Below are 23435 nucleotides of genomic sequence, written 5' to 3'. Positions count from 1 at the left end.
GGGTTGTCCACAGGCTCCGTACGGGGCTGTCGGCCCCGTCCGGCATACTCGTCGGGTGAGCACGATTCCCGAGATCCGTACCCTGCCCGTGCCCGACGGCCTGGAGGGCGAGCGCGTCGACGCCGCCATCTCCCGCATGTTCGGCTTCTCCCGGACCAAGGCGGCCGAGCTCGCCGCCGCGGGGAAGGTCACGGTCGACGGGTCGGTGGTCGGCAAGTCGGAGCGCGTGCACGGCGGCGCCTGGCTGGAGGTGGAGATGCCGCAGGCGCCGGCGCCGGTGCAGGTCGTCGCCGAGCCGGTCGAGGGCATGGAGATCGTGCACGACGACGATGACGTGGTCGTGATCGTGAAGCCGGTCGGTGTGGCCGCGCACCCGTCGCCGGGGTGGAGCGGTCCGACGGTCATCGGCGGGCTGGCCGCGGCCGGGTACCGGATCTCCACGTCCGGTGCCGCCGAACGCCAGGGCATCGTGCACCGGCTCGACGTGGGCACGTCCGGGCTGATGGTCGTCGCCAAGTCCGAGTACGCGTACACGTCGCTCAAGCGCCAGTTCAAGGAGCGCACGGTCGACAAGCGGTACCACACGCTCGTCCAGGGCCACCCCGACCCGACCAGCGGCACCATCGACGCTCCCATCGGCCGCCACCCCAACCACGACTACAAGTGGGCGGTCACCGCCGACGGCAAGCCGTCCGTCACGCACTACGACCTCATCGAGGCGTTCCGCGCGGCCTCCCTGCTCGACGTGAAGCTGGAGACCGGCCGCACCCACCAGATCCGCGTCCACATGGCCGCTCACCGGCACCCCTGCGTGGGCGACCTGACGTACGGGGCCGACCCCACGCTCGCCAAGCGGCTCCACCTGACCCGCCAGTGGCTGCACGCCGTACGTCTCGGCTTCGAGCACCCCGGGGACGGCCAGTGGGTGGAGTTCGCCTGCGACTACCCGGCCGACCTGCAGAAGGCCCTGGACCAGGTCCGCGAGGAGACGTACGCGTGAGTTCGCCGTCCCCGTCCGCGTCGTATGCGGTGCGGGTCGCCGAGGACCCCGCCGACCGTGAGATGTGCTTCGCGGTGCGCAAGGAGGTCTTCGTCGGAGAGCAGGGCGTCCCCGAGGACCTGGAGTACGACGCGTACGACGCCGTGGCCGTGCATGTGCTGGCCGTGCGGGCGGACGGGGTGCCGCTCGGCACCGGGCGGCTGCTGCACGGGGAGGCGGCCGCGGCCAAGGTCGACGGCGATCCGTCGGTGGCGTCGCTGGGGCGGCTCGCGGTGACGAAGGCGGCGCGCGGGCTCGGCGTCGGGGTCGCGCTGGTGCGGGCCATCGAGGAGGCGGCACACGCGCGTGGGCTCGCGGCCGTGGATCTGCACGCGCAGACGCACGCGCTGGGTTTCTACGAGCGGTTGGGGTACGCGGCGTACGGGCCGGAGTTCCCCGACGCGGGGATACCGCACCGGGCGATGCGGCGCGCTCTGTAGTCGAGGGGGCCGTACGTGCTGGTGAGAAGGGCGGCCTGGCAGGCTTGAGGTCTGTCTCGTGGACGTCGACGTCACCGGAGCGCTGACCGTGGATCAGTTGGCCCTGTTGTTCGTGCTGTTGCTCGGGGCCGTGGTGAGTGTCCCGGTGGGGGACCGGGTCGGGCTGCCGGCGCCGGTGCTGATGACGCTGCTCGGGATCGTTCTCGCGCTGCTGGAGTTCGTTCCCAATGTCGATATTCCGCCCGATCTGATTCTGCCGCTGCTGTTGCCGCCGTTGCTGTACGCGGCCGTACGGCGGACCTCGTGGCGGCAGTTCGCGGCGAATGTGCGGCCCATCTTTCTGCTGGCCGTGGCGCTGGTGTTCGTCACGACGGTGTGCGTGGCCGCGGTCGCCCACGCGATCGTGCCGGGGCTGCCGCTCGCCGCCGCCGTGGCGCTGGGCGCGCTCGTCGCGCCGCCCGACCCGGTCGCGGCGACCGCCGTCGCCGGGCAACTCGGGCTGCCGCGGCGGCTGGTGTCCATCCTGGAGGGCGAGGGACTCTTCAACGACGTGACGGCCATCGTGCTGTACCACGTGGCGATCGCGGCCGCTGTGAGCGGCAGTTTCTCGCCGTGGGAGGCCGGACTGGATCTGGTGCTCTCCGCCGTGGTGGCGCTGGCCGTCGGGCTCGCTCTCGGGTGGGGCGCCAACAAGCTGATGGATCTGCTGGGGGACCCGACCCTGCAGATCGGGCTCACGCTCCTCGTGCCGTACGCCTCGTACGTGATGGCCGAGGAGCTCCACGGCTCCGGTGTGCTCGCCGTGCTGGTCACCGCCCTGTTCCTCGCCGAGTACGCCACCGACGCGGACGACGTGATGACACGGCTCGCCGGGCACACCTTCTGGGACATCGTCGACACGCTGGTCACCGGCGTCGCGTTCGGGCTGATCGGGCTCGAACTGCACATCGCGGTGCGGACGGCGTCCGGGCGGTGGGACGAGATGCTCGGCTGGGCGGCCGCGGTGGTCGGCGTCGTCGTACTGGTGCGACTGCTGTGGTTGCTGCCGGCGACCTGGCTCACCAAGCGGATGCACGCGAAACGGGACTACGACGAGGAGATCCCGGTGAGCTGGCGCGAGACCGTCGTCATGTGGTGGTCCGGGATGCGGGGCGTCGCCTCGGTCGCCCTGGCGCTGGCCATTCCGCTCGAGACGGATTCGGGCGCCCCGTTTCCCGACCGGGACGAGATCGTGTTCATCGCGTTCGGGGTGATCATGGCGACGCTGGTGCTGCAGGGGCTGACCCTGCCGTGGCTGGTGAAGCGGCTCGGGGTGCGGGCCGACAGCGAGCGCGAGAAGGAGTTCGAGAAGCAGCTGGCGGTGCGGGCGGCCAAGGCGGCGAAGCGGAGGCTGAGGGAGATCGAGGCCGTCGAGGACCTGCCCGAGGAGCTGTCCGAGCAGATGCTGCGGCGGGCGTTCGAGATCGGGGTGCGGATCAGCCCGGAGATGGGCGAGGAGGAGCGCAGGGAGGCCCATCAGCAGCGGGTGCGGCGGCTGAAGCGGGTGCGGCGAATCCAGGGCGAGCTGCTGAGCGCGGCCCGGCACGAGGTGCTGGCGGCGCGCAGTGAGCCGGGGGCCGACCCTGAGGTGGTGGACCGGGTACTGCGGCATTTGGACGTGCGTAGTCTGCGGTGACCTTTATGGCAGTCGTGTGAACGGACGAGGCATGTGCGGCGTCCCTTTGTAGGGTCGGATCATGGCTCGCAACGTTGTCATCAGTGGTGGCGGTACAGGAATCGGGCTCGCGGCGGCGCAGCTCTTCGCGGCGGACGGGGATCAGGTGCTGCTGCTCGGGCGGCGCGCCGAGGTGCTGGAGCAGGCCGGTGTGCGCGGGGCCCTCACGTATGCGGCGGATCTGAGCAAGCCGCGCGGCGTGCGGGGCGTGGAGCGGTTCGTGGCGTCGGAGTTCGGCACCGTGGACGTACTGATCCACAGCGCCGGAGGCGCCGGCTACCTGGAGCCCACGGTGGACAGCGACGAACCCCTCGACGTCGTCCTGCACAACTGGACCCTCAACTTCGGCCTCAACACCCTGACCGCGGCCCTGCTCACCGAGGCGTTGAAGGACCGGCTCGCCGACCCCGGCGGGCGGGTGCTGTTCCTCAGCTCCATCGCCGCCTTCCGGGGGTCCGGCAGCGGGGCGTACGCGGCGTCCAAGGCGGCGCTGCATCCGTACGCCCATGATCTCGCCCGGCAGTTGGGGCCGCGCGGGATCACCGTCAACGTGGTCGCGCCCGGCTATGTCGAGGACACCGACTTCTTCGGCGACACGATGGACCGGGAGCGGCACGAGCGGCTCGTCGCGGAGACCTCGACCGGGCGGGCCGCCACGCCGGGGGACGTCGCCGCGACCCTGCACTGGCTGGCGTCCCACGCCGCCGGGCACATCACCTCGCAGATCATCCAGGTCAACGGCGGGGCCGAGCGCGGCCACTGAGCCGGTCACGGTCGGTCGGCGGCGGCCAGGAAGCGGTCAGGGGCGGCCAGGAGCGGTCAAGGGCGCTCCGGCCGCACCGTCGGCTGGTGGTCGTGCTGGTGCGTGCGGCGGGCCGGGACGCGGCCGGGCACGGCACCGGGGACGGGGAAGCCCGGCGGCAGCGCCGCGTCCGTCGCGTTGACCCGTGGCAGCGCGTACGGGTGCCGCTCGGCCAGCCAGCCGATGAGCTGCTCGCGCACGGTGACCCGGACCGTCCACAGGTCGTCCGCGTCCTTCGCCGTGACCAGGGCCCGCACCTCCATGGTGCTCGGTGTCGAGTCCGTGACGACCAGGCCGTAGTCGCGGCCGTCCCACGCCGGGCACGCGCGCAGGATGTCGCGGAGCTTCTCGCGCATCTTCTCCATCGGCGCCGAGTGGTCGAGGTGGAGGAAGACGGTGCCGGTCATCTGGGCACCGCCGCGCGACCAGTTCTCGAAGGCCTTCGAGGTGAAGTACGACACGGGCATCGTGATCCGGCGTTCGTCCCACGTGCGCACCGTCAGGAACGTCAGCGTGATCTCCTCGACCGTGCCCCACTCGCCGTCCACCACGACGGTGTCCCCGAGGCGCACCATGTCGCCGAAGGCGATCTGGAACCCGGCGAACATGTTGCTCAGCGTGGACTGGGCCGCGACACCGGCGACGATGCCGAGGATGCCGGCCGAGGCCAGCAGCGAGGCGCCGGCCGCGCGGAACGCCGGGAACGTCAGCAGCATCGCGGCGACGGCCACGACGCCGACGACCGCCGAGACCACGCGCATGATCAGCGTCACCTGGGTGCGCACCCGCCGGACCCGGGCCGCGTCACGGTGGACGCGGGCGTAACGGCTGTACGAGGTCTCGACGACCGCCGCCGCGATCCGGATCGCCAGCCAGGCCGTCGCCCCGATCAGCACCAGCGTCAGCACCCGGCCGACGGCGCCCCGGTGCTCGGGCAGCAGATCGGCCTCGTGGTACGACGCTCTGAGCAGGGCCGTGCACAGAACGAGCTGGTAGGGGATGCGGCTGCGGCGCAGCAGACCCCACAGCGGGGTCTCACTGTGCCGGTCGTCAGCCTTGCGCATCAGGCGGTCGGTGGCCCACCCGATGATCACGGTGAGCAGCACCGAGCCGCCGATCACGATCAGTGGTCGGAGTATGTTCTCCATCCCCCGAACGTAACCAGCCGAGGGGGGTCATGAACATGTGCGTGGGTGAGGCGGTGGTCACGGCGTTGTCGTACCCGGCTGGCACCATGGCCTCATGAACATCATGCTCTTTCACTCGACCTATGGCCTCAGGCCCGCGGTGCGCCAGGCCGCGGACCGGCTGCGCGCCGCCGGACACGAGGTGTGGACGCCGGACCTCTTCGAGGGGCGCACGTTCGAGACGGTCGAGGAAGGCATGGAGTTCAACGACCGGATCGGCAAGGACGAGCTGCTGAAGCGGGCCGTGCTCGCCGCCGCGCCCTACTCGGAGCGAGGCCTGGTGTACGCCGGGTTCTCACTCGGTGCCTCCATCGCGCAGACCCTCGCGCTCGGCGACGAGAAGGCGCGCGGGGTGCTGCTCCTGCACGGCACCTCGGACATCGCGGCGAGCGCCTCGGTGGACGAGCTGCCGGTGCAGCTGCATGTCGCCGAGCCGGACCCGTTCGAGACGGACGACTGGCTGAGCGCCTGGTATCTGCAGATGGGCAGAGCGGGCGCCGACGTGGAGGTGTACAGATACGCCGGAGCGGGCCACCTCTTCACCGACCCCGATCTGCCGGACTACGACGAGGAGGCCGCCGAGGCCACCTGGCGGGTGGCGCTCGGCTTCCTCGAAACCCTCTAGAGGCCGTTCGACGGGGTCGTACGGCTGCGTCAGACGGGGTCGTACGTCCGTTCGACCTTCTGCGTCCCGCTGCGCGTGCGGTACGAGCGCGCCCAGGAGGCGGTCGCGTCCTTCTTGGTCTTGTCGGACAGGACGTAGTAGTCCATCTGCGCCCGTTCGGCCGTGATGTCCAGGACGCCGTAGCCGTGGCGGTCGGTGTCGACCCAGTGGACATGCCGGTTGGCGGCCTTGATGATCGGCGCGGCGATCGCGGAGACCGTGCCCTCGGGGACCTTGACGATGTCGTCGAGGTTGTCCGAGGTGACCGACGTGACCACGAACTCCGTGGCGGCGGAGGCGGACAGCGGGTAGGTGCCGGCGTCCACCGGCACGTCGTTGGCCCACGCCATGTGGATGTCGCCGGTCAGGAACACGGTGTTGCGGATCGCGTTCGAGCGCAGGTGGGCGAGCAGCTCCCGGCGGTCGTCCGTGTAGCCGTCCCACTGGTCGGGGTTGAGGGCGAGGCCCTCCTGCGGCAGGCCCATCAGCTTGGCCAGCGGCTTGAGCAGGTCCGCCGTGAGGGAGCCGATCGCGAACGGCGAGATCATCACCGAGTTGCCGACCAGCCGCCAGGTGGTGTCGGAGGACTTCAGCCCCGCCTTCAGCCAGTCCAGTTGGGCCCGGCCGGTGAGCGTACGGTCCGGGTCGTCGACCTCGCCGTTGCCGACCTTCACCTGCTGCGAGCGGAAGGAGCGCAGGTCGAGCAGGGAGAGGTCGGCGAGCTTGCCGAAGCGCAGGCGGCGGTAGGTGGTGCCGGCGATCGCCGGGCGCACCGGCATCCACTCGAAGTAGGCCTGCTTGGCGGCGGCCTGACGCGCCGTCCAGGTGCCCTCGGCGCCCTCGGTGTGGTTCTCGGCGCCGCCCGACCAGGCGTCGTTGGCGATTTCGTGGTCGTCCCAGATCGCGATGACGGGCGCCTTCGTGTGCAGGGCCTGCAGATCGGGGTCCGTCTTGTACTTGCCGTGCCGGACGCGGTAGTCGGCGAGCGTGAGGATCTCGTGGGTGGGCGCGGTCTGGCGTACGACGGTCCCGCGCGTGCCGTACTCGCCGGTGCCGTACTCGTAGATGTAGTCGCCGAGGTGGAGCCACGCGTCCAGGTCGCCGCGGGCCGCGAGATGGCGGTACGAGGCGAAGTAGCCGCCCTCCCAGTTGGCGCAGGAGACCACGCCGAAGCGGAGACCGGCCACGGACGCGTTCGCCGCCGGCGCGGTGCGGGTACGCGCCACCGGGGAGTCCGTGCCGCCCGCCGAGAAGCGGAACCAGTAGTCCGTGGCCGGCTCCAGGCCGCGTATGTCGGCCTTGACGGTGTGGTCGGAGGCGGCGGTCGCGGTGGTCGAGCCTTTGGCGACGATGTTCGTCAACGCCTTGTCGCGGGCGACGATCCAGCTGACCTCGGTGTCCGGACCGAGCCCGGAGCCGGGTACGGCCTCGGCGGTCGGTGTCACCCGGGTCCACAGCAGGACGCCGTCGGGCAGGGGGTCGCCGGAGGCGACGCCGTGCAGGAAGGCCGGGGCCTGCTCGGCCGCCCGGGCGGGTAGCGCGGCGGCGAGCGGGCCGGCCAGGACAGCCGTCGCCGCCGCGGCCTTGACGACCGTACGGCGGCGAGGGGTAAGGGAGTTGAGCTGCTCTGGTGATCTGTATCGACTGGTCACAGCCGATCAGGTTACTGACTGGTATGAACAAAGGCGGGCGAACCCGTGAAAGTTCGCCCGCCTTTCATACGAAGACCGGCTTCCCGGCCGGCGTCAGCCCTTGAGGGCCGTGTCCACCGCGTTGGTGAACTCCTCCGCCGTCCAGGGCTGGTTGGGGCCGGAGGTCTTCAGCTGCTTGCCGTCCATGACGAAGCTGGGAGTTCCCGTCACGCCGTCCTTGTTGGTGTCGAAGGCCTTCGACATGGCCAGCGCCCAGGCGTCGTACGTGCCCTTCTTCACGGCGTTCTGGAACTTGGTGTTGTTCTTGAGAGCGGGGACGGTGTTCGCGATCTCGATCAGGTAGTCGTCGTCCTTGAACTTGTCGTCCGTCTCCTCGGGGTGGTACTTCGCCGAGTAGATCGCGGTCTTGTACTCGAGGAACGCATCCGTGCTCACGTTCAGCGCGGCGCCCAGGGCGCTCATCGCGTTCTTGGAGCCCTCGGCGTTGGCGCCGATCTTGCCGTCCTTCAGCTGGTCACCGTCGAGGAACGTGCCGCCGATGAACTGCATCTTGTACTTGCCGGCCTCGATGTCCTTGTCGACGACCGAACCGGCGGCCTGCTCGAACGAGGCGCAGACGGGACAGCGCGGGTCCTCGTAGACCTTGAGCGTCTTCTTGGCGCTGTCCTTGCCGATGACGACGGTCGTGCCGTTCGTGCCCGTGGTGTGCGCCGGGGCGACGACCTTCTCGTCCTTCACCGCCTCCCAGTGGCTGGGCTTGCTGGCCTGGACGACGGCGTAGCCTATGCCGCCCGCCGCCGCCAGGACGCCGACGACCGAACAGGCGACGATGATCTGCCGCCTGATCTTCGCCCGCTTGGCCTCGCGCTCGCGCTCGGCGCGCAGCCGCTCCCGGGCCGCCGACTTCGCTGCCTGGCTGTTCCGCTTGCTCATGTTGGTGATCTCCATGGGGACACGCACACGTGTGTGTGCGGGATACGTATGGGTGGGCTGTGGTGCTCAGACGCCGTTCACGCGCACGTGAAGGCGGGCGAGCACGGCGGTCCACGCCGTCCCAGGGAGTGCACGAGGAGGAGGCTGCGGGCGGTGGCCGTACGGCCGGAGGGGCGCGGCAGGCGGCGGGCCGGTGCGATCCGGCGCACCGTCACCGCGGCGACCGCCAGCAGCAGCGGGCGGAACGTGGTCGCCGTCACCGCGCTCAGCAACTGGGCCAGGGCCCGCTCGCCCCGGCGCAGCCAGGCGGCGGCCAGGAGGCCGACCGAGACGTGCGCGCCGAGCAGCAGCCAGGCGGTGGCCGGGTCGGCGTGGGCGAGGAGACCGCCGAGCCTGTCGGGGTCGGTGCCGGTGACCTGGGCCAGGGGGGTGCCGACCTGGGTGCCGTCGCCGCACAGCACGTCCCAGCCGACCGAGGCCAGCGGGCCGGCGACCGGGCCGCCCGCCTTGCCGTAACAGACGTGCTGGCCGGTGGTGAGAATCGTGTCGGCGGCCAGCTCCAGTGGGATCAGCAGGGCGGCGATCCGCCCGAAGCCGCGCTCGCGGCCGGCCAGGGCGTACGCGAGGACGAACATGGCGGCCGCGAGCAGGGCCACCGTGTTCAGCGGCAACGGCGCCCGGGAGAGCAGCACGTGCGACGCGGTGCTGAGCGTCACGACGAGTGACGTGAACAGCGCCGCGCGTACGGCTCGTAGCTGGGTCCCGGATATGTCCATAGCGGAGAAGAGTCTGTCACGTAGGCCTGTAAGAGACCCTTAAAGGGTGCCTGTGAGTGGCCGGTGAGCGCCGGTGCGCGGCCTTTCCGTCACAGACCCGGAATCCGGCCGTTGCGGAACAGGTCCACGAAGATCTGGTGGTCGGCACGCGCGCGTGCGCCGTAGTCGTGCGCGAAGTCGGCCAGGAGGTCCGCGAAGCCGTCCTCGTCGGCCGCGATCGCCGCGTCGATGGCCCGCTCGGTGGAGAACGGCACCAGGGACTCGCCGGAGGTGTCGTCCGCCGCCGCGTGCATCGTGGCCGTGGCCCGGCCGAGGTCGGCGACGACCGCCGTGATCTCCTCCGGGTCGTCGATGTCGCCCCAGTCCAGGTCCACGGCGTACGGCGAGACCTCGGCGACCAGCTGGCCCGCGCCGTCCAGCTCGGTCCAGCCCAGCCACGGGTCGGCGTGCGCCTGCAGGGCGCGCTGGGAGATCACCGTGCGGTGACCCTCGTGCTGGAAGTACTCGCGGATCGCAGGGTCGGTGACGTGGCGGGAGACGGCCGGGGTCTGGGCCTGCTTGATGTAGATCACGACATCGTTCTCCAGGGCGTCGCTGTGGCCCTCCAGAAGGATGTTGTACGACGGCAGGCCGGCCGATCCGATGCCGATGCCGCGCCGGCCCACCACGTCCTTCACCCGGTACGAGTCCGGTCGGGCCAGCGAGGAGTCCGGCAGCGTCTCCAGATAGCCGTCGAAGGCCGCGAGCACCTTGTAGCGCGTGGCTGCGTCCAGCTCGATCGAGCCGCCGCCCGCAGCGAAGCGGCGCTCGAAGTCCCGGATCTCGGTCATCGAGTCCAGCAGCCCGAAGCGGGTCAGCGCGCGGGCGTCGCGAAGCGCGTCCAGGAGCGGGCCCTGGGCGGTGTCCAGCGTGAACGGCGGGACCTCGTCGCTCTTGGCGCCGGTGGCCAGCGCGTGCACACGCTCGCGGTACGCGCCCGCGTAGATCTGCACCAGCTCGGTGATCTGCTCGTCGCTGAGCGCCTTGGCGTACCCGATGAGGGCGACCGAGGCGGCGAAGCGCTTGAGGTCCCATGTGAAGGGGCCGACGTACGCCTCGTCGAAGTCGTTGACGTTGAAGATCAGCCGGCCGTTGGCGTCCATGTACGTGCCGAAGTTCTCGGCGTGCAGGTCGCCGTGGATCCACACGCGCGAGGTGCGCTCGTCCAGGTACGGTCCGCTGTATATCTTCCCGCCGCCCCGCCCGGCGTTCTCGGCGTCCAGGTCGTGGTAGAAGAGGCACGCCGTGCCGCGGTAGAAGGCGAACGCCGAGGCCGCCATCTTCCGGAACTTCACGCGGAACGCGGCTGGGTCGGCGGCCAGGAGCTCGCCGAAGGCGGTGTCGAAGACGGCGAGGATCTCGTCGCCGCGCTGCTCGCCGTTGAGCTGGGGGACCGACATCGCTGGGTGCCTCCTGGTGCATGAACGTGTACGACAGCGTTTCTGTCGTCTCCAACGGGTGAGGGCACCCGGAAGTGCCCGCGACCCTCGCTGTGAAGGTACGCGGGGGAGACCCTCGGGTGTCAGTCCCGAGGCATAGACTTCGACGCTGTCCCCCAGACTGTCCGCAGCCCGTCGGGATCACGTCCTGATCTTGTCGACGCCCGTTTGCCTTGGAGGCCGAAACCGTGTCAAAGCCGCCGTTCACGCACCTGCACGTCCACACCCAGTACTCGCTGCTGGACGGTGCCGCGCGGCTCAAGGACATGTTCAACGCCTGCAACGAGATGGGCATGACGCACATCGCCATGTCCGACCACGGCAACCTCCACGGGGCGTACGACTTCTTCCACTCCGCGAAGAAGGCCGGAGTCACCCCGATCATCGGGATCGAGGCGTATGTCGCCCCCGAGTCCCGGCGCAACAAGCGCAAGATCCAGTGGGGCCAGCCGCACCAGAAGCGGGACGACGTCTCCGGTTCGGGTGGTTACACCCACAAGACGATGTGGGCCGTGAACAAGACGGGCCTGCACAACCTCTTCCGGCTCTCCTCCGACGCCTACGCCGAGGGCTGGCTGCAGAAGTGGCCCCGCATGGACAAGGAGACGATCTCCCAGTGGTCCGAGGGGATCGTCGCCTCCACCGGCTGCCCCTCCGGCGAGGTCCAGACCCGGCTGCGGCTGGGGCAGGAGGAAGAGGCGCTGAAGGCCGCCGCCGACTACCAGGACATCTTCGGCAAGGACCGCTACTTCCTGGAGCTGATGGACCACGGCATCGACATCGAGCACCGGGTCCGTGACGGCCTGCTGGAGATCGGCAGGAAGCTCGGCATCCCCCCGCTGGTCACCAACGACTCGCACTACACCTACGCGCACGAGGCGACCGCGCACGACGCCCTGCTGTGCATCCAGACCGGCAAGAACCTCTCCGACCCGGACCGCTTCAAGTTCGACGGCACCGGCTACTACCTGAAGTCCACGGACGAGATGTACGCCATCGACTCCTCGGACGCCTGGCAGGAGGGCTGCGCCAACACGCTCCTGGTCGCCGAGATGGTCGACACCACCGGCATGTTCGAGGCCAAGAACCTCATGCCGAAGTTCGACATCCCCGACGGCTACACCGAGGTCACCTGGTTCAAGGAGGAGGTCCGCCGCGGCATGGAGCGCCGCTTCCCCGGCGGCATCCCCGAGGACCGCCAGAAGCAGGCCGACTACGAGATGGACGTCATCATCTCGATGGGCTTCCCCGGCTACTTCCTCGTCGTCGCCGACTTCATCATGTGGGCCAAGAACAACGGCATCGCGGTCGGCCCCGGCCGAGGCTCCGCGGCCGGTTCGATCGTCGCGTACGCCATGGGCATCACCGACCTCGACCCCATCCCGCACGGCCTGATCTTCGAGCGGTTCCTCAACCCCGAGCGCATCTCGATGCCCGATGTCGACATCGACTTCGACGAGCGTCGGCGCGTCGAGGTGATCCGGTACGTGACGGAGAAGTACGGCGCCGACAAGGTCGCCATGATCGGCACCTACGGCAAGATCAAGGCGAAGAACGCGATCAAGGACTCCGCGCGCGTGCTGGGCTACCCGTACGCCATGGGCGACCGCCTCACCAAGGCCATGCCCGCCGACGTCCTCGGCAAGGGCATCGACCTCAACGGCATCACCGACCCCTCGCACCCCCGCTACAGCGAGGCGGGCGAGATCCGGTCGATGTACGAGAACGAGCCGGACGTGAAGAAGGTCATCGACACCGCGAAGGGCGTCGAGGGCCTGGTCCGGCAGATGGGCGTGCACGCCGCCGGCGTGATCATGTCCAGCGAGACCATCACCGAGCACGTGCCCGTCTGGGTGAGGCACACCGACGGCGTGACCATCACGCAGTGGGACTACCCGAGCTGTGAGTCGCTCGGCCTGCTGAAGATGGACTTCCTCGGCCTGCGCAACCTGACGATCATGGACGACGCCGTCAAGATGGTGAAGTCCAACAAGGGCATCGACCTGGAGCTGCTGAGCCTCCCGCTGGACGACCCGACGACCTTCGAACTGCTCCAGCGCGGCGAGACCCTCGGCGTCTTCCAGTTCGACGGCGGTCCCATGCGCTCGCTGCTGCGCCTGATGAAGCCCGACAACTTCGAGGACATCTCCGCCGTCTCCGCCCTGTACCGCCCGGGTCCGATGGGCATGGACTCGCACACCAACTACGCGCTGCGCAAGAACAAGCTCCAGGAGATCACGCCCATCCACAAGGAGCTCGAAGAGCCCCTCAGGGAGGTCCTGGACGTCACCTACGGCCTGATCGTCTACCAGGAGCAGGTGCAGAAGGCCGCCCAGATCATCGCCGGCTACTCGCTCGGCGAGGCCGACATCCTGCGCCGCGTGATGGGCAAGAAGAAGCCCGAGGAACTGGCGAAGAACTTCGTCCTCTTCCAGGACGGCGCCCGCAAGAAGGGCTACAGCGACGAGGCCATCCAGGCCCTGTGGGACGTGCTGGTCCCGTTCGCCGGCTACGCGTTCAACAAGGCGCACTCCGCCGCGTACGGCCTGGTCTCGTACTGGACCGCCTACCTCAAGGCGAACCACCCCGCCGAGTACATGGCTGCGCTGCTGACCTCCGTCAAGGACGACAAGGACAAGTCGGCGGTCTACCTCAACGAGTGCCGCCGCATGGGCATCAAGGTGCTCCCGCCGAACGTCAACGAGTCGGTGCACAACTTCGCCGCCCAGGGTGACGACGTGATCCTCTTCGGCCTCGAGGCCGTGCGCAACGTGGGCACGAACGTGGTCGAGTCGATCATCAAGAGCCGCAAGGCCAAGGGCAAGTACGCCTCCTTCCCCGACTATCTCGACAAGGTCGAGGCGGTCGCCTGCAACAAGCGCACCACGGAGTCGCTGATCAAGGCGGGCGCCTTCGACACCCTCGGGCACACCCGCAAGGGCCTCACCGCGCACTTCGAGCCGATGATCGACAACGTGGTCGCGGTCAAGCGCAAGGAGGCCGAGGGCCAGTTCGACCTCTTCGGCGGCATGGGCGAGGAGGAGAGCGACGAGCCCGGCTTCGGACTCGACGTGCAGTTCACCGACGAGGAGTGGGACAAGACCTATCTGCTCGCCCAGGAGCGGGAGATGCTCGGTCTGTACGTCTCCGACCACCCGCTCTTCGGTCTGGAACACGTCCTGTCCGACAAGGCGGACGCCGGTATCGCCCAGTTGACGGGCGGTGAGCACGCCGACGGCGCGGTGGTGACCATCGGCGGCATCATCTCCGGCCTCCAGCGCAAGATGACCAAGCAGGGCAACGCCTGGGCGATCGCCACGGTCGAGGACCTCGCCGGTTCCATCGAGTGCATGTTCTTCCCGGCGACGTACCAGCTCGTCTCGACCCAACTCGTCGAGGACGCCGTCGTGTTCGTCAAAGGCCGCCTCGACAAGCGCGAGGACGTGCCTCGCCTGGTCGCGATGGAACTCCAGGTGCCCGACCTGTCCAACGCGGGCACCAACGCGCCCGTGATCCTCACCATCCCGGCCACCAGGGTCACCCCGCCGATGGTCAACCGCCTCGGCGAGATCCTCAGCCACCACAAGGGCGACAGCGAGGTCCGCATCAAGCTCCAGGGCCCGACCAAGACGACGGTGCTGCGGCTGGACCGGCACCGGGTGAAGCCCGATCCGGCGCTGTTCGGTGACCTGAAGGTGCTGCTCGGCCCGTCCTGTCTGGCGGGCTGAGCCCTCGCCGCGCGCCTCGGCGTCGGAAGCGTGAGAGGGGCGCACCCCGTGCGGGGTGCGCCTCTCTTCATGTGCCCGGGTCTCAACAACCCGTTATGCAGATGTCAGTTGTGGCCGAAGCGCTTCTGCCGGCCCTTGCGGGCCATGTCGCCCGGCGTCGCCTGGGTGATGCGCTGCTCGGCCTGCGTCTCCATCGAGGACTGCTGGGCCTGCTGCTGACCACGCTCGGACTGCGGCTGCTTGCGGTCCTGCTTCTTGTTCTTGGCCATGGTGATGCCTCCTGTGGGGGATCTAGGGGCCAGGGCCGGGACCAGATTCACATAGGCTGACAAAGCCTGCATTTCGGATAATTACCGTGTGTAACGGGGGTTGTCGGGGCGTGAGGCCTGGCGCGCCGCGGCGACGATGCCCCGAAACGCCACGCCGAAGATCGAGTTCGCCCCGTTAACCCCCGCGCGGTCGGGCAGACTCGAAGGAAGCCCCGAAGCAAACCTCCCAGGAAGAGGGTGAGTCGCGTGGACCGCTGCATCGTCCTGGTGGACGCCGGGTATCTGCTGGGGGCCGCCGCGAGCCTCCTCGCCGGGGAGCCCTCCCGGTCCCGGATCACCGTCGACCACACCGCCCTCATCCAGGGGCTGCGCGAACGCGCCGAGTCCGACACACAGCAGCCCCTGCTGCGCATCTACTGGTTCGACGGCGCCCCCGACCGTGTCCCGCAGCCCGAGCACCGCAGGCTGCGCGTGATGCCCCGGGTCACCGTCCGGCTGGGCGCCCTGACCCGCAGTGACGGCCGCTGGGCCCAGAAGGGTGTGGACGCCGCGATGCACGCCGAGCTCACCGAGCTGGCCCGCAACCGCGCCTGCTCGGACGTGGTGCTGGTGACCGGCGACGGCGATCTGCTGCCGGGCATGATGGCCGCCAAGGAGCACGGCGTCGCCGTACACCTGTGGGCGGTGCAGGCCGCCGACGGTGACTACAACCAGTCCGAGGACCTGGTAGCCGAGGCCGACGAGCGGCGCGTGCTCGACCGTACGTGGATCACCAAGGCCGTACGCGCCAAGGAGCTCACCGGCGTCTGCGCGCCGCCGCCCGTGCCCCGGCCCGAGATCGCCGCGATCCTGTCGGCGCCGCTGCCCGACTCCGCGCTCGGCGCGAGGGCCGAGCGGCCCGCCGACGAGGGCGAGCACGCCCCCGCGGCCACCGCCTCGGAGAACGGCACGCAGGAGCGGGTACCGGCGCCCAAGGGCGTGCCCACGCCGAAGGACCTCGCCGCCCTGCGCGCGCCCGGCGTCCAGCCGGCCCAGCCCCCCGCGAGTGCGACGCTGCGCTGGTCCTCCGACAAGGGGTGGGTCGACCGGCCGGGCGTCGCGGCCGAGCCGCCCGACGCCGCCTCCATGCCGACGCTCGCGCAGCTGACCACGGCGGAGCAGCGATGGGCCGACCGGGAGGAGGACATCACCACGGTCGGCGGCGACCCGTACGAGGTGGGGCAGGTCTTCGCCCGGCGGTGGATGGAGCGGCTGGGGGAGCAGAGCCATCTGCAGAAGCTCTCCGGGATGTATCCGCGGATTCCGCACCGGATCGACGGGGAGCTGCTGCGGTACGCCGCTCGGTTCGGGTTGCTCGCGCACAAGGACGACCAGATCGACGAGCATGACCGGTACGCGATCCGGGCCGGGTTCTGGCGGGAGATCGATGTGCGGACGGCCGCGGAGCACGCTCCTGTGGGTGAATGACCCGGGGCCGCGATGAGCCCGGCGCCGCCGGGAGCGTCGTCGGCGTTGAGTGCCGTTGCGGCGGATTTGGGGTTACCGGCGGATTTCCTGCGGCGAGCTGCCGGTTTGTGCCGAGTGGCCGACCCGAGGGCGGATCGGGGTTCCGGACCCCGTAGTCTCGTCCCTTGTGAGTACGCGCGCGGGACAGGCACTTCGGCACAGTGGGGATGTCGTGTGTGCCGTGCGCGGGCTGACCAAGACCTATCCGGCCGTACGAGGGCGGCGCGGGACGCCCGGCACACCCGAGGTGCGCGCCACCGACGACGTACGGCTGGACATCCGGCGCGGCGAGATCTTCGGGCTGCTCGGCCCGAACGGCGCCGGCAAGACCACCCTCGTACGACAGCTCACCGGGCTGATGCGGCCCGACACCGGCAGCGTGGAGATCCTCGGGCACGACATCGTGCGGCACCCGGAGCGGGCCGCGCGCATCCTCGCCTACCTCGGGCAGGAGTCGACCGCCCTGGACGAGCTGACCGTGTCCCTCGCCGCCGAGACGACCGGGCGGCTGCGCGGCCTGGATGTGCGGCAGGCGCGGGCCGAGCGGGACGCCGTACTCGACGAGCTGGGCCTCGGGCCGCTCGCCGGGCGGCCGATCAAGAAGCTGTCCGGCGGACAGCGGCGGCTGGCCTGCTTCGCCGCCACGCTGGTGGGGGAGCGGCCGCTGCTCGTGCTCGACGAGCCGACCACCGCGATGGACCCGGTGGCGCGGCGGGCCGTGTGGTCGGCCGTGGACCGGCGGCGGGCCGAGCACGGTACGACCGTGCTGCTCGTCACCCACAACGTCATCGAGGCCGAGACCGTGCTCGACCGGGTCGCCGTGCTGGACCGGGGGCGTGTCATCGCCTGCGACACGCCGTCCGGGCTCAAGGAACGGGTCGCGGGCGAGGTGCGGGTCGAGCTGCTGTGGCGGGACCGGGCGCCGCTGGATGTGCCCGAGGTCGCCGCGCTGCAGGACCGGGTCGTGGAGTCCGGGCGGCGCTGGACGCTGCGGCTCGCCCCCGAGGAGGCCCGCGCGGTCGTCGCCACCGTCACCGGCGGGGCCGCCTTCGCCGCGCTGGACGACTTCACGCTGGCCACGCCCAGCCTGGAGGACGTGTACCTGGCGTTGGGCGGGGCCGCGCAGCAGGGGCTGGTGAAGGCTTGAGTACGCAGCCCGTCGTAGCCGTATCCGTATCCGTACGGAGCAGGGCCACCTCCCCCGTGATCCCCCGTGTGAAAGGGAGCAGCGCCACGTGAGTGTCGTACCCGCCGAGGTTCTGCCGGGCAGCGCCCTGGCCGTGGACGAGACGGCCCGTCCGGCCGAGGCCGAGCTCGGGCCGCGGGCGCGGCTGTGGCCGTCGCTGTGCGCCGTGTACCGGGCGCAGCTGTCCCGTGCCCGGGTCGCGCGCATTCCGCTGCTGTTCGTGGCGACCTTCCAGTCGATCGGGATCATGGTCCTGATGCGCGGGGTCGTGGACGGCGGTGCCGAGGCGCAGGCCGTCGTGGCGGGGTCGGCGGTGCTCGTCGTGGCCTTCGTCGCGCTGAACCTGCTCGCGCAGTACTTCGGGCAGCTGCGGGCCAGCGGCGGGCTCGACCACTACGCCACGCTGCCGGTGCCGCCCGCCGCGGTGGTGCTCGGGGCGGCGGGGGCCTACGCGTCCTTCACCGTGCCGGGGACCGTGGTGACGGCGCTCTTCGGGTGCGTGCTGTTCGGGTTGCCGGTGGCGCATCTGTGGGTGCTCGTCGCGGTGATCCCGCTGGCCGGGGCCGCGCTCGCCGGGCTGGGGGCGGCGCTCGGACTGCTCGCGCCGCGGCCCGAACTGGCCACGCTGCTCGGGCAGTTGGGGATGTCCGCGGCGCTGCTGCTGGGGGTGCTGCCGGCCGACCGGATGCCGGAGGTGGTGCGGTTCGCGCGGGATCTGCTGCCGTCGACGTACGGCGTGGAGGCCTTCGCGCGGACCTTCGGGCCGCACCCCGACTGGGCCTTCGTGCTGGGTGACCTCGCCGTGTGCGGGGTGGTCGGCGTCGTCTCGCTGGCCGTCGCCACCTGGGCGTACCGCCGGGCTGCCGTCCGGTGACGCGTCGCACAGTTCGGCCTGGCACGATGGCAGGGTGACCGCTCCGCTGACTCCTCCGCCGCCGCCCCGTGACCAGTCGTCCCACCACGCGTGGCAGCAGCACGCTGCCGGGCGCGCGGGTTCCGGGCCGTACGACGCCGTGTACGGTGCGCCTCCCGGGGCACATGATCCCCACGGTTCTCACGGCGCGTACGGCATATATGGCTCGTACGGACAGGACGGTCCCGGGATGAAGACCGAGGTGCGAGAGGCCGCCGTGGTCGCGGTCGTGGTGGCGCTCTTCGGAGCGCTGCTCGGGGTGCTGTGGTGGTGGCTGGCGCCGAGTGTGCCGCTGGTCGGGGACGTCGTCGACAAGAGCTGGGTCGTCTACTTCAAGGACACCGAGGGGGAGCAGGCGGTCGGGGTGGACGGAACGTTCACTCTGCTCGCGCTCGCGTTCGGGCTGGTGAGTGCGGTCGCCGTCTTCGTCTGGCGGCGGCGTGGGGGTGTGCCGCTGGTGGTGGGGCTGGCCGTCGGGGGGTTTCTCGGGGCGTTGCTGGCCTGGCGGGTCGGGGTGTGGCTGGGGCCGACGGAGGATGTGATCGGCCACGCGAAGGAAGTGGGCAAGGGGGTCACGTTCTCGGCGCCGCTGAAGCTGGGGGCCAAGGGGGCGTGGCTGGCGTGGCCGTTGGCCGCGTTGGTGGTGCATCTGGGGTTGACGGCGTTGTTCGGGCCTCGGGATGCGGAGCCGTATCAGGTGCAGCCGTCGGGGGCTCCGCAGGGGCCGTACGGGGCGCCGCCGGCGTAGGTTTTCTCGCCCCCGCCGCCCCTACCCGTCCCATCCCCCAGGGGCGCTGCCCCTTCGACCCGGTCTCCCTGGGGGCCTGCGGCCCCCAGACCCCCGCTCCGGCCCTGAACGGGCCTTGTCCTCAAACGCCGGACGGGCTGGAGGGGGCGGCTCTACGCCGGGCGCCGGCCATGGTTCGAGCGGCCCTTCTTGATGCGCCACTTGCGTTTCCGCGTTTTCTTCGACATGTCCCTCGTACTTAACCGAGGGGGCGGGGTTCGTCGAGGGGTTACGCGCGTCCGATGGGGGCGAGGGTCGCGTTCGTGAGGTGGGTCAGGTCTTCGGGGGAGAGTTCGACCTCCAGGCCGCGGCGGCCGGCCGAGACGCAGATCGTGGGGTGGGTGGAGGCCGAGGCGTCCACCACCGTGGGGAGCTTCTTGCGCTGGCCCAGGGGGGAGATGCCGCCCCGCACGTAGCCCGTGGTGCGTTCCGCCAGGGCCGGGTCGGCCATCGCGGCGCGCTTGCCGCGGACCGCCGACGCCAGGGCCTTGAGGTCCAGCTGGCCGGCGACCGGGACCACGGCCACGGTGAGGGTGCCGTCCACATCGGCCACGAGGGTCTTGAAGACCCGGTCGGGGGAGACGCCCATCGCCTCCGCGGCCTCCTCGCCGTAGGACGGGTGGGAGGGGTCGTGGTCGTAGGCGTGGATGGTGTACTCGACGCCCGCTGCCGAGAGGGCGACCGTCGCGGGCGTGCCGCCGGACGGTTGCTGGGTCTTCTTCGACTTCTTCGCCATGTCGTTCCGCTCAGTTGAGACTCGTCGGGCCGCGCGTCAGATCCGACGCGGGCAGCGACGGCAGAGTACGGATGATCGAGGTCTCGGCGCGCAGGAGTTTCAGTTCGTCGCGCAGGCGGGACGCGGTGTCCGGAGCCTGGAGCAGGCGCTGCTTCGTCGGGGTGTCCAGCATCATCGCGGCCGCCACCAGGAAGGAGACGACCGACGGCTGGTCGGGCAGTTCGGCCGTGCTGGACAGGGAGCGTTCGCGGGCGCCCGCCAGGCGTTTCTGGTACTGGCGGAACGCGCGCAGCACCCCTTCGGCGAGGGCTCCCGCCTCGTCGCCCGGCTCCTCCGGCAGCTCCTCCAGCTCCGCCGTCAGGAACGGGCCCGAGGCGTCCACCGAGAGCAGGCGCACGCGAGTCGTTCCCGTCGCCAGCACCTCGAACGTGCCGTCGGCCCGCTCCCGGATCGTCGCCGCGTCGGCGACACAGCCCACCCCGTGGAACGCCTTGACCGGGTCGGGGCCGAAGCCCGCCGCGGGGCCGCGCTCGGGGACGGACGTGGGATCCGGCATGCCGGGCGCGCTCTGGGCCACCTCGTGGCCGTCGCGGATCGCCACGACGGCGAAACGGCGCGGTTCCTCCTCGGGGGTCTTCAGCAGGTCGCGCATCATGGCGCGATAGCGCTCCTCGAAGACGTTCAGAGGCAGGACGAGGCCCGGGAACAGCACCGAGTTCAGGGGGAAGAGCGGAAGGCGGACGGTCACGGCGTCAAAGCCTAGTGGTCGCCGGAGTGAACGCGTCCGGCGTGCCCACTCCGTGGATGACCGGCGCCCGCACTCCGGGGAGGGGCGGAGGCCGTCCGGTGCCGGACTTCGTCGCGCACCTCCAGGAACCGGCCGAGCGGATCGTCCGAGTGCCGGCTCCAGGGGAAGGAGGTGGCGTACGGGCCGATCAGGCGCAGTTGCTCCAGGGCGTCCGCCCAGCGGCCCAGCCGTACCAGGACGTACGTCAGCTTGTTGCGGATCGCGGCCGGCCAGAGGTCGGCGGCCGGGAAGCGTGCGGAGAGCGCGATCGCCCGGTCGGCCGCCGCGTCCAGCCGCTCGGGCGGCACGCCCGGACCGCAGCCGTCGTTCAGGTAGCTGAGGACGGCCCGGGTCGGCAGCGCCTGTACGAGGGAGTCGGCCGGGGCGTCCTGCGCGGCCCGGTCGGCGAAGTCGAGGCACTCCCGGTGGGAGCCGTGCCAGGACGAGGCGAGGTAGCGCAGGGCGGCCACATGGCAGCCGTAGTGGAGCGGGGCGCGGCGCAGGGCCGCCTCCCACAGTTCCCCGAAGTAGGTGTGCCCGGCGCGTGAGCCGCGCGCGTGGTCCAGGGCGATCCGCCACGGCACCGGGTCGCGGTCGTCGGCCCGGGCGGCGGCGGTGATCAGCGGGCTCACCCCGCGCAGCAGCTCGGCCCGGGCAGGGGACTGCCAGGCGCGGTCCACCGCCAGCTGGGCCCGGACCAGCAGCGCGTCCGGGTCGTTCGGGGCGGCCGCGCACCAGGCCTCCAGCCACTCGGGCCGCGAGCGTGCGAAGGCGGCAAGGCGCAGCGCGTACCCGTCGCGGTACTCCCACTGTGCCGTCAGCCGGGTGCTGGCGAGCACCTCGGCGGCGGTCTCGTACGTGCCCCGCCCGGCCGCGACCAGCGCGGGTCCGAGGCGGTCGTCGGGCGCGTCGAGGAGCACCTCGGCGTCGGCGGGGAGCCCGACGGCGGGGTGTTCTACGGTCCTTGCCGGCCGGGACGCGCGGCCGAACGAGAGCGGCAGAGCCATGGTGTCGACCATTGAAAGACCGCCGGTCGTGCCCGCGCCAGAGGGAACGGGCAACCCGCGGAAAGTTGTACACGGATCGGTCAAGAACCGGTAAAGGTCAACTGTTCAACAAGTGTCCGACATCCACCCCGGCCGGGTCAGCTCCGTCGCAGTGTGCGTGTCGCCCCCGCCGCCACCGTCGTCGCCAGGATCCAGCCCAGCAGGATCATCACCGCGGCCAGCCACTGCCAGGCGCCGCTCAGGTGCCAGAACCCGACCTGGCCCAGTTCGATGACCGGCAGCAGCAGGTCGAGGGCGAACAGGGACGGACTCCAGGTCGGATGCTCGCCGCCCTTCAGCGGTGGAGGGTCGGCGTGCGCGAAGGCCACCGAACTCGCCGCCCACAACACCGCCATCCACACGGCGGCACGGCCCGGCCGATAGCCGTAGGCGACCATCCAGTCCTGCGCGTACCCCCACAGCTTGGCCGCGGGCGGCAGCGTCTCACGGCGCCGGCGCTGCTTGGCGAGCAGCACCTCGCGCGCGTCCTCGTCCTCACCGCCGTTGCGCAGCACGGAGGCCAGCAGTTCGTACGGCTCCGGGTTGTACTCGGCGGTCGCGGCGGCCACCCACTCCAGCCGTCTCTCCAGCGGGAACGGGCCGCGCGGCACGAGGTTCTCGTAGCTGAAGCCGCCCATGTGCAGCAGTCCCGGGCCCGGCCAGGCGTCCGCCCGGTCCATCAGGTTGACGACCCGTGCCCCGGACAGCACCACCCGGCCGCGCTCCGGCCGCTCCCCGAGGAAGCGCAGTTCGGGCGTCTGGATGCGGCGCAGCGACAGTTCCTGCTCGTCCGAGAAGGTGAACCGGGCCCGCTCCAGGTCCACCGCGTCCCCGAACCGCCCGTCGTCCAGTCGCACACCGCCCTGGCAGGCGAAGCGCTGGATGCGCGTCCCGCGCGCGGGTGTACGGCCGCTCAGCAGCGGACTGCCGACGCCCGCCGGGGTCAGGTACAGGGTGCGCCCGACGGTCAGCTGGGGGGCGTTCAGCGCGAGCCGCGTGTACGGGTTGACCAGCCGCGCGCCCCGCAGGCTCAGCGACACGCCGATGCTGGCGCCGCGCAGGCTCAGCTCGCCGTGCGACTCCAGCATCTCGGCCTGGAGGTCCTGGCCGACGCTGATGCCGTCCGCGGCGATCGAGCGGCCGCTGCGGTCGCGGTAGACGATCGCCTGGTTGAGCAGCAGATCGGTGCCGATCTGCGCGTCGGTGAGCCGTATGCCGCCCTGGAAGCGGCAGCGCGGCAGATGCAGATCGCCCTCGGTGTGCACCCGGGCCGCCTCCAGACGCGGCACCGCGCAGTCCACCAGCCGCACGGTCGTGAAACGGGCCTCCGGCAGCCGGATCTCCTGGTCGAAGCGGCAGCCGCGCATCTCGACGTACGGCACCACCGTGCCGCCCGCGAGGTCCATCGCGTCACTGATCCGTACGCCGACGAGCTTCAGCGACGACACCCGGCCCGCGAGGGCGGGCGGCCCGTCCAGCAGCAGCCAGCAGATGATCCGCGCGCGTACGGTCCGCTCCTCGCCCCACGGATGCCCGCCGTGCGGATCGTCGACGACCGTGTCGCCGCTGCTCAGGTCGTACACGCTGCCGTTGCGGAAGGCCTGCCACATGCCGAGTTCGGCGGCGGTCAGGTCGTTGGGCAGGTCGTCCGGCAGGTCTCCGTCACGGAGGCCGGCACCTTCGGTCACGTTTCGCCCATCCCCCTCATCTACTCATGGGTTCGTACAACTGTTCATGCCCGCTGAGTGACGCCCCGAACGCTAGACGTGAAGGTGATCTTCCAAGTTCCCGG

General features: G+C 70.8%; 20 protein-coding genes. 10 read left to right on the top strand and 10 right to left on the bottom strand.

The features are described 5' to 3' along the window. Window positions 1-55 precede the first annotated feature (55 nt). The 4 genes from ACIREI_RS04355 to ACIREI_RS04340 all read left to right on the top strand — a co-directional run bounded on the left by ACIREI_RS04355 (window position 56) and on the right by ACIREI_RS04340 (window position 3956). Entirely contained in the window at window positions 56-1000 is a 945-nt protein-coding gene (locus ACIREI_RS04355) for an RluA family pseudouridine synthase (protein ID WP_302001387.1), read from the top strand. Window positions 1001-1062: 62 nt separating this feature from the next. After that, the gene (locus ACIREI_RS04350; RefSeq protein ID WP_403328036.1) at window positions 1063-1479 is read left to right on the top strand and encodes a GNAT family N-acetyltransferase; all 417 of its coding nucleotides are present in this window, start codon (window positions 1063-1065) and stop codon (window positions 1477-1479) included. Window positions 1480-1567: 88 nt separating this feature from the next. Continuing rightward, the gene (locus tag ACIREI_RS04345; protein ID WP_403328035.1) at window positions 1568-3154 is read left to right on the top strand and encodes a Na+/H+ antiporter; all 1587 of its coding nucleotides are present in this window, start codon (window positions 1568-1570) and stop codon (window positions 3152-3154) included. A 61-nt stretch (window positions 3155-3215) separates the two neighbouring features. Beyond that, window positions 3216-3956, top strand: coding sequence for an SDR family NAD(P)-dependent oxidoreductase (locus ACIREI_RS04340; RefSeq protein WP_403327223.1), 741 nt, complete (start codon window positions 3216-3218; stop codon window positions 3954-3956). A 56-nt stretch (window positions 3957-4012) separates the two neighbouring features. On the opposite strand, the gene ACIREI_RS04335 is transcribed toward ACIREI_RS04340, so the two are convergent. Continuing rightward, on the bottom strand, window positions 4013-5143 hold the full coding sequence (locus ACIREI_RS04335) for a mechanosensitive ion channel family protein (RefSeq protein WP_403327221.1): 1131 nt from the start codon (window positions 5141-5143) through the stop codon (window positions 4013-4015). Between the two features lie 94 nt (window positions 5144-5237). On the opposite strand from ACIREI_RS04335, the gene ACIREI_RS04330 reads away from it, so the two are divergent. Further along, a complete protein-coding gene (locus tag ACIREI_RS04330) occupies window positions 5238-5807 on the top strand; it encodes a dienelactone hydrolase family protein (protein ID WP_403327219.1) in 570 nt (189 codons plus the stop codon). Window positions 5808-5836: 29 nt separating this feature from the next. Here the strand turns inward: ACIREI_RS04330 and ACIREI_RS04325 are convergent, their stop codons facing one another. The 4 genes from ACIREI_RS04325 to ACIREI_RS04310 all read right to left on the bottom strand — a co-directional run bounded on the left by ACIREI_RS04325 (window position 5837) and on the right by ACIREI_RS04310 (window position 10646). Next, window positions 5837-7498, bottom strand: a complete 1662-nt coding sequence (locus ACIREI_RS04325; RefSeq protein ID WP_403327217.1) for an alkaline phosphatase D family protein — start codon at window positions 7496-7498, stop codon at window positions 5837-5839. 93 nt (window positions 7499-7591) lie between these two features. Further along, entirely contained in the window at window positions 7592-8431 is an 840-nt protein-coding gene (locus tag ACIREI_RS04320) for a thioredoxin domain-containing protein (protein WP_403327215.1), read from the bottom strand. A gap of 77 nt (window positions 8432-8508) precedes the next feature. After that, window positions 8509-9207, bottom strand: coding sequence for a hypothetical protein (locus ACIREI_RS04315; RefSeq protein WP_403327213.1), 699 nt, complete (start codon window positions 9205-9207; stop codon window positions 8509-8511). Window positions 9208-9296: 89 nt separating this feature from the next. Continuing rightward, window positions 9297-10646 carry a DUF2252 domain-containing protein gene (locus ACIREI_RS04310; RefSeq protein ID WP_403327211.1) on the bottom strand — a complete coding sequence of 450 codons (1350 nt, stop codon included), beginning with the start codon at window positions 10644-10646 and terminating at the stop codon, window positions 9297-9299. A gap of 227 nt (window positions 10647-10873) precedes the next feature. Here ACIREI_RS04310 and dnaE point away from each other — a divergent pair, with 227 nt between their 5' ends. Continuing rightward, the gene (gene dnaE / locus ACIREI_RS04305) at window positions 10874-14413 is read left to right on the top strand and encodes a DNA polymerase III subunit alpha (protein WP_403327209.1); all 3540 of its coding nucleotides are present in this window, start codon (window positions 10874-10876) and stop codon (window positions 14411-14413) included. Between the two features lie 104 nt (window positions 14414-14517). Here the strand turns inward: dnaE and ACIREI_RS04300 are convergent, their stop codons facing one another. After that, entirely contained in the window at window positions 14518-14682 is a 165-nt protein-coding gene (locus ACIREI_RS04300) for a hypothetical protein (protein ID WP_302001396.1), read from the bottom strand. A gap of 246 nt (window positions 14683-14928) precedes the next feature. Between ACIREI_RS04300 and ACIREI_RS04295 the strand changes: the two genes are divergently transcribed. From ACIREI_RS04295 to ACIREI_RS04280, 4 genes are all read left to right on the top strand, one after another. Then, the gene (locus ACIREI_RS04295; protein WP_403327206.1) at window positions 14929-16149 is read left to right on the top strand and encodes an NYN domain-containing protein; all 1221 of its coding nucleotides are present in this window, start codon (window positions 14929-14931) and stop codon (window positions 16147-16149) included. Between the two features lie 211 nt (window positions 16150-16360). After that, window positions 16361-17335 (top strand): ABC transporter ATP-binding protein, encoded by a 975-nt coding sequence (locus ACIREI_RS04290; RefSeq protein ID WP_403327204.1) that lies wholly within the window; start codon window positions 16361-16363, stop codon window positions 17333-17335. A gap of 88 nt (window positions 17336-17423) precedes the next feature. Further along, window positions 17424-18248, top strand: a complete 825-nt coding sequence (locus tag ACIREI_RS04285; RefSeq protein WP_403327202.1) for an ABC transporter permease — start codon at window positions 17424-17426, stop codon at window positions 18246-18248. A 34-nt stretch (window positions 18249-18282) separates the two neighbouring features. Further along, window positions 18283-19035, top strand: a complete 753-nt coding sequence (locus ACIREI_RS04280; RefSeq protein WP_403327200.1) for an AAA family ATPase — start codon at window positions 18283-18285, stop codon at window positions 19033-19035. A gap of 268 nt (window positions 19036-19303) precedes the next feature. Here ACIREI_RS04280 and ybaK read toward each other — a convergent pair whose 3' ends face one another. From ybaK to ACIREI_RS04260, 4 genes are all read right to left on the bottom strand, one after another. Then, entirely contained in the window at window positions 19304-19810 is a 507-nt protein-coding gene (gene ybaK / locus ACIREI_RS04275; RefSeq protein ID WP_403327198.1) for a Cys-tRNA(Pro) deacylase, read from the bottom strand. A gap of 10 nt (window positions 19811-19820) precedes the next feature. After that, complete coding sequence (locus tag ACIREI_RS04270) at window positions 19821-20558, bottom strand: LON peptidase substrate-binding domain-containing protein (RefSeq protein ID WP_403327196.1); 738 nt, start codon at window positions 20556-20558, stop codon at window positions 19821-19823. Window positions 20559-20569: 11 nt separating this feature from the next. Continuing rightward, window positions 20570-21616, bottom strand: coding sequence for a hypothetical protein (locus ACIREI_RS04265; RefSeq protein WP_403327194.1), 1047 nt, complete (start codon window positions 21614-21616; stop codon window positions 20570-20572). Between the two features lie 125 nt (window positions 21617-21741). Further along, window positions 21742-23331, bottom strand: a complete 1590-nt coding sequence (locus ACIREI_RS04260) for an oxidoreductase (RefSeq protein ID WP_403327193.1) — start codon at window positions 23329-23331, stop codon at window positions 21742-21744. Window positions 23332-23435: the final 104 nt, after the last annotated feature.

Source organism: Streptomyces sp. NPDC093591, from assembly GCF_044764885.1.
Taxonomy (GTDB): domain Bacteria; phylum Actinomycetota; class Actinomycetes; order Streptomycetales; family Streptomycetaceae; genus Streptomyces.
The sequence above is the reverse complement of the archived record's forward strand: the minus strand, read 5'-3'. Positions and strand labels throughout refer to the sequence as shown.

Bases quoted from the DNA above. Each gene is read 5' to 3' on its own strand.
- ACIREI_RS04350 (WP_403328036.1), top strand. From the start codon at position 1,063: ATGTGCTTCGCGGTGCGCAAGGAGGTCTTCGTCGGAGAGCAGGGCGTC.
- ACIREI_RS04315 (WP_403327213.1), bottom strand. From the start codon at position 9,207: ATGGACATATCCGGGACCCAGCTACGAGCCGTACGCGCGGCGCTGTTC.
- ACIREI_RS04335 (WP_403327221.1), bottom strand. From the start codon at position 5,143: ATGGAGAACATACTCCGACCACTGATCGTGATCGGCGGCTCGGTGCTG.
- ACIREI_RS04300 (WP_302001396.1), bottom strand. From the start codon at position 14,682: ATGGCCAAGAACAAGAAGCAGGACCGCAAGCAGCCGCAGTCCGAGCGT.
- ACIREI_RS04340 (WP_403327223.1), top strand. From the start codon at position 3,216: ATGGCTCGCAACGTTGTCATCAGTGGTGGCGGTACAGGAATCGGGCTC.
- ACIREI_RS04310 (WP_403327211.1), bottom strand. From the start codon at position 10,646: ATGTCGGTCCCCCAGCTCAACGGCGAGCAGCGCGGCGACGAGATCCTC.
- ACIREI_RS04265 (WP_403327194.1), bottom strand. From the start codon at position 21,616: ATGGTCGACACCATGGCTCTGCCGCTCTCGTTCGGCCGCGCGTCCCGG.
- ACIREI_RS04330 (WP_403327219.1), top strand. From the start codon at position 5,238: ATGAACATCATGCTCTTTCACTCGACCTATGGCCTCAGGCCCGCGGTG.
- ACIREI_RS04320 (WP_403327215.1), bottom strand. From the start codon at position 8,431: ATGAGCAAGCGGAACAGCCAGGCAGCGAAGTCGGCGGCCCGGGAGCGG.
- ybaK (WP_403327198.1), bottom strand. From the start codon at position 19,810: ATGGCGAAGAAGTCGAAGAAGACCCAGCAACCGTCCGGCGGCACGCCC.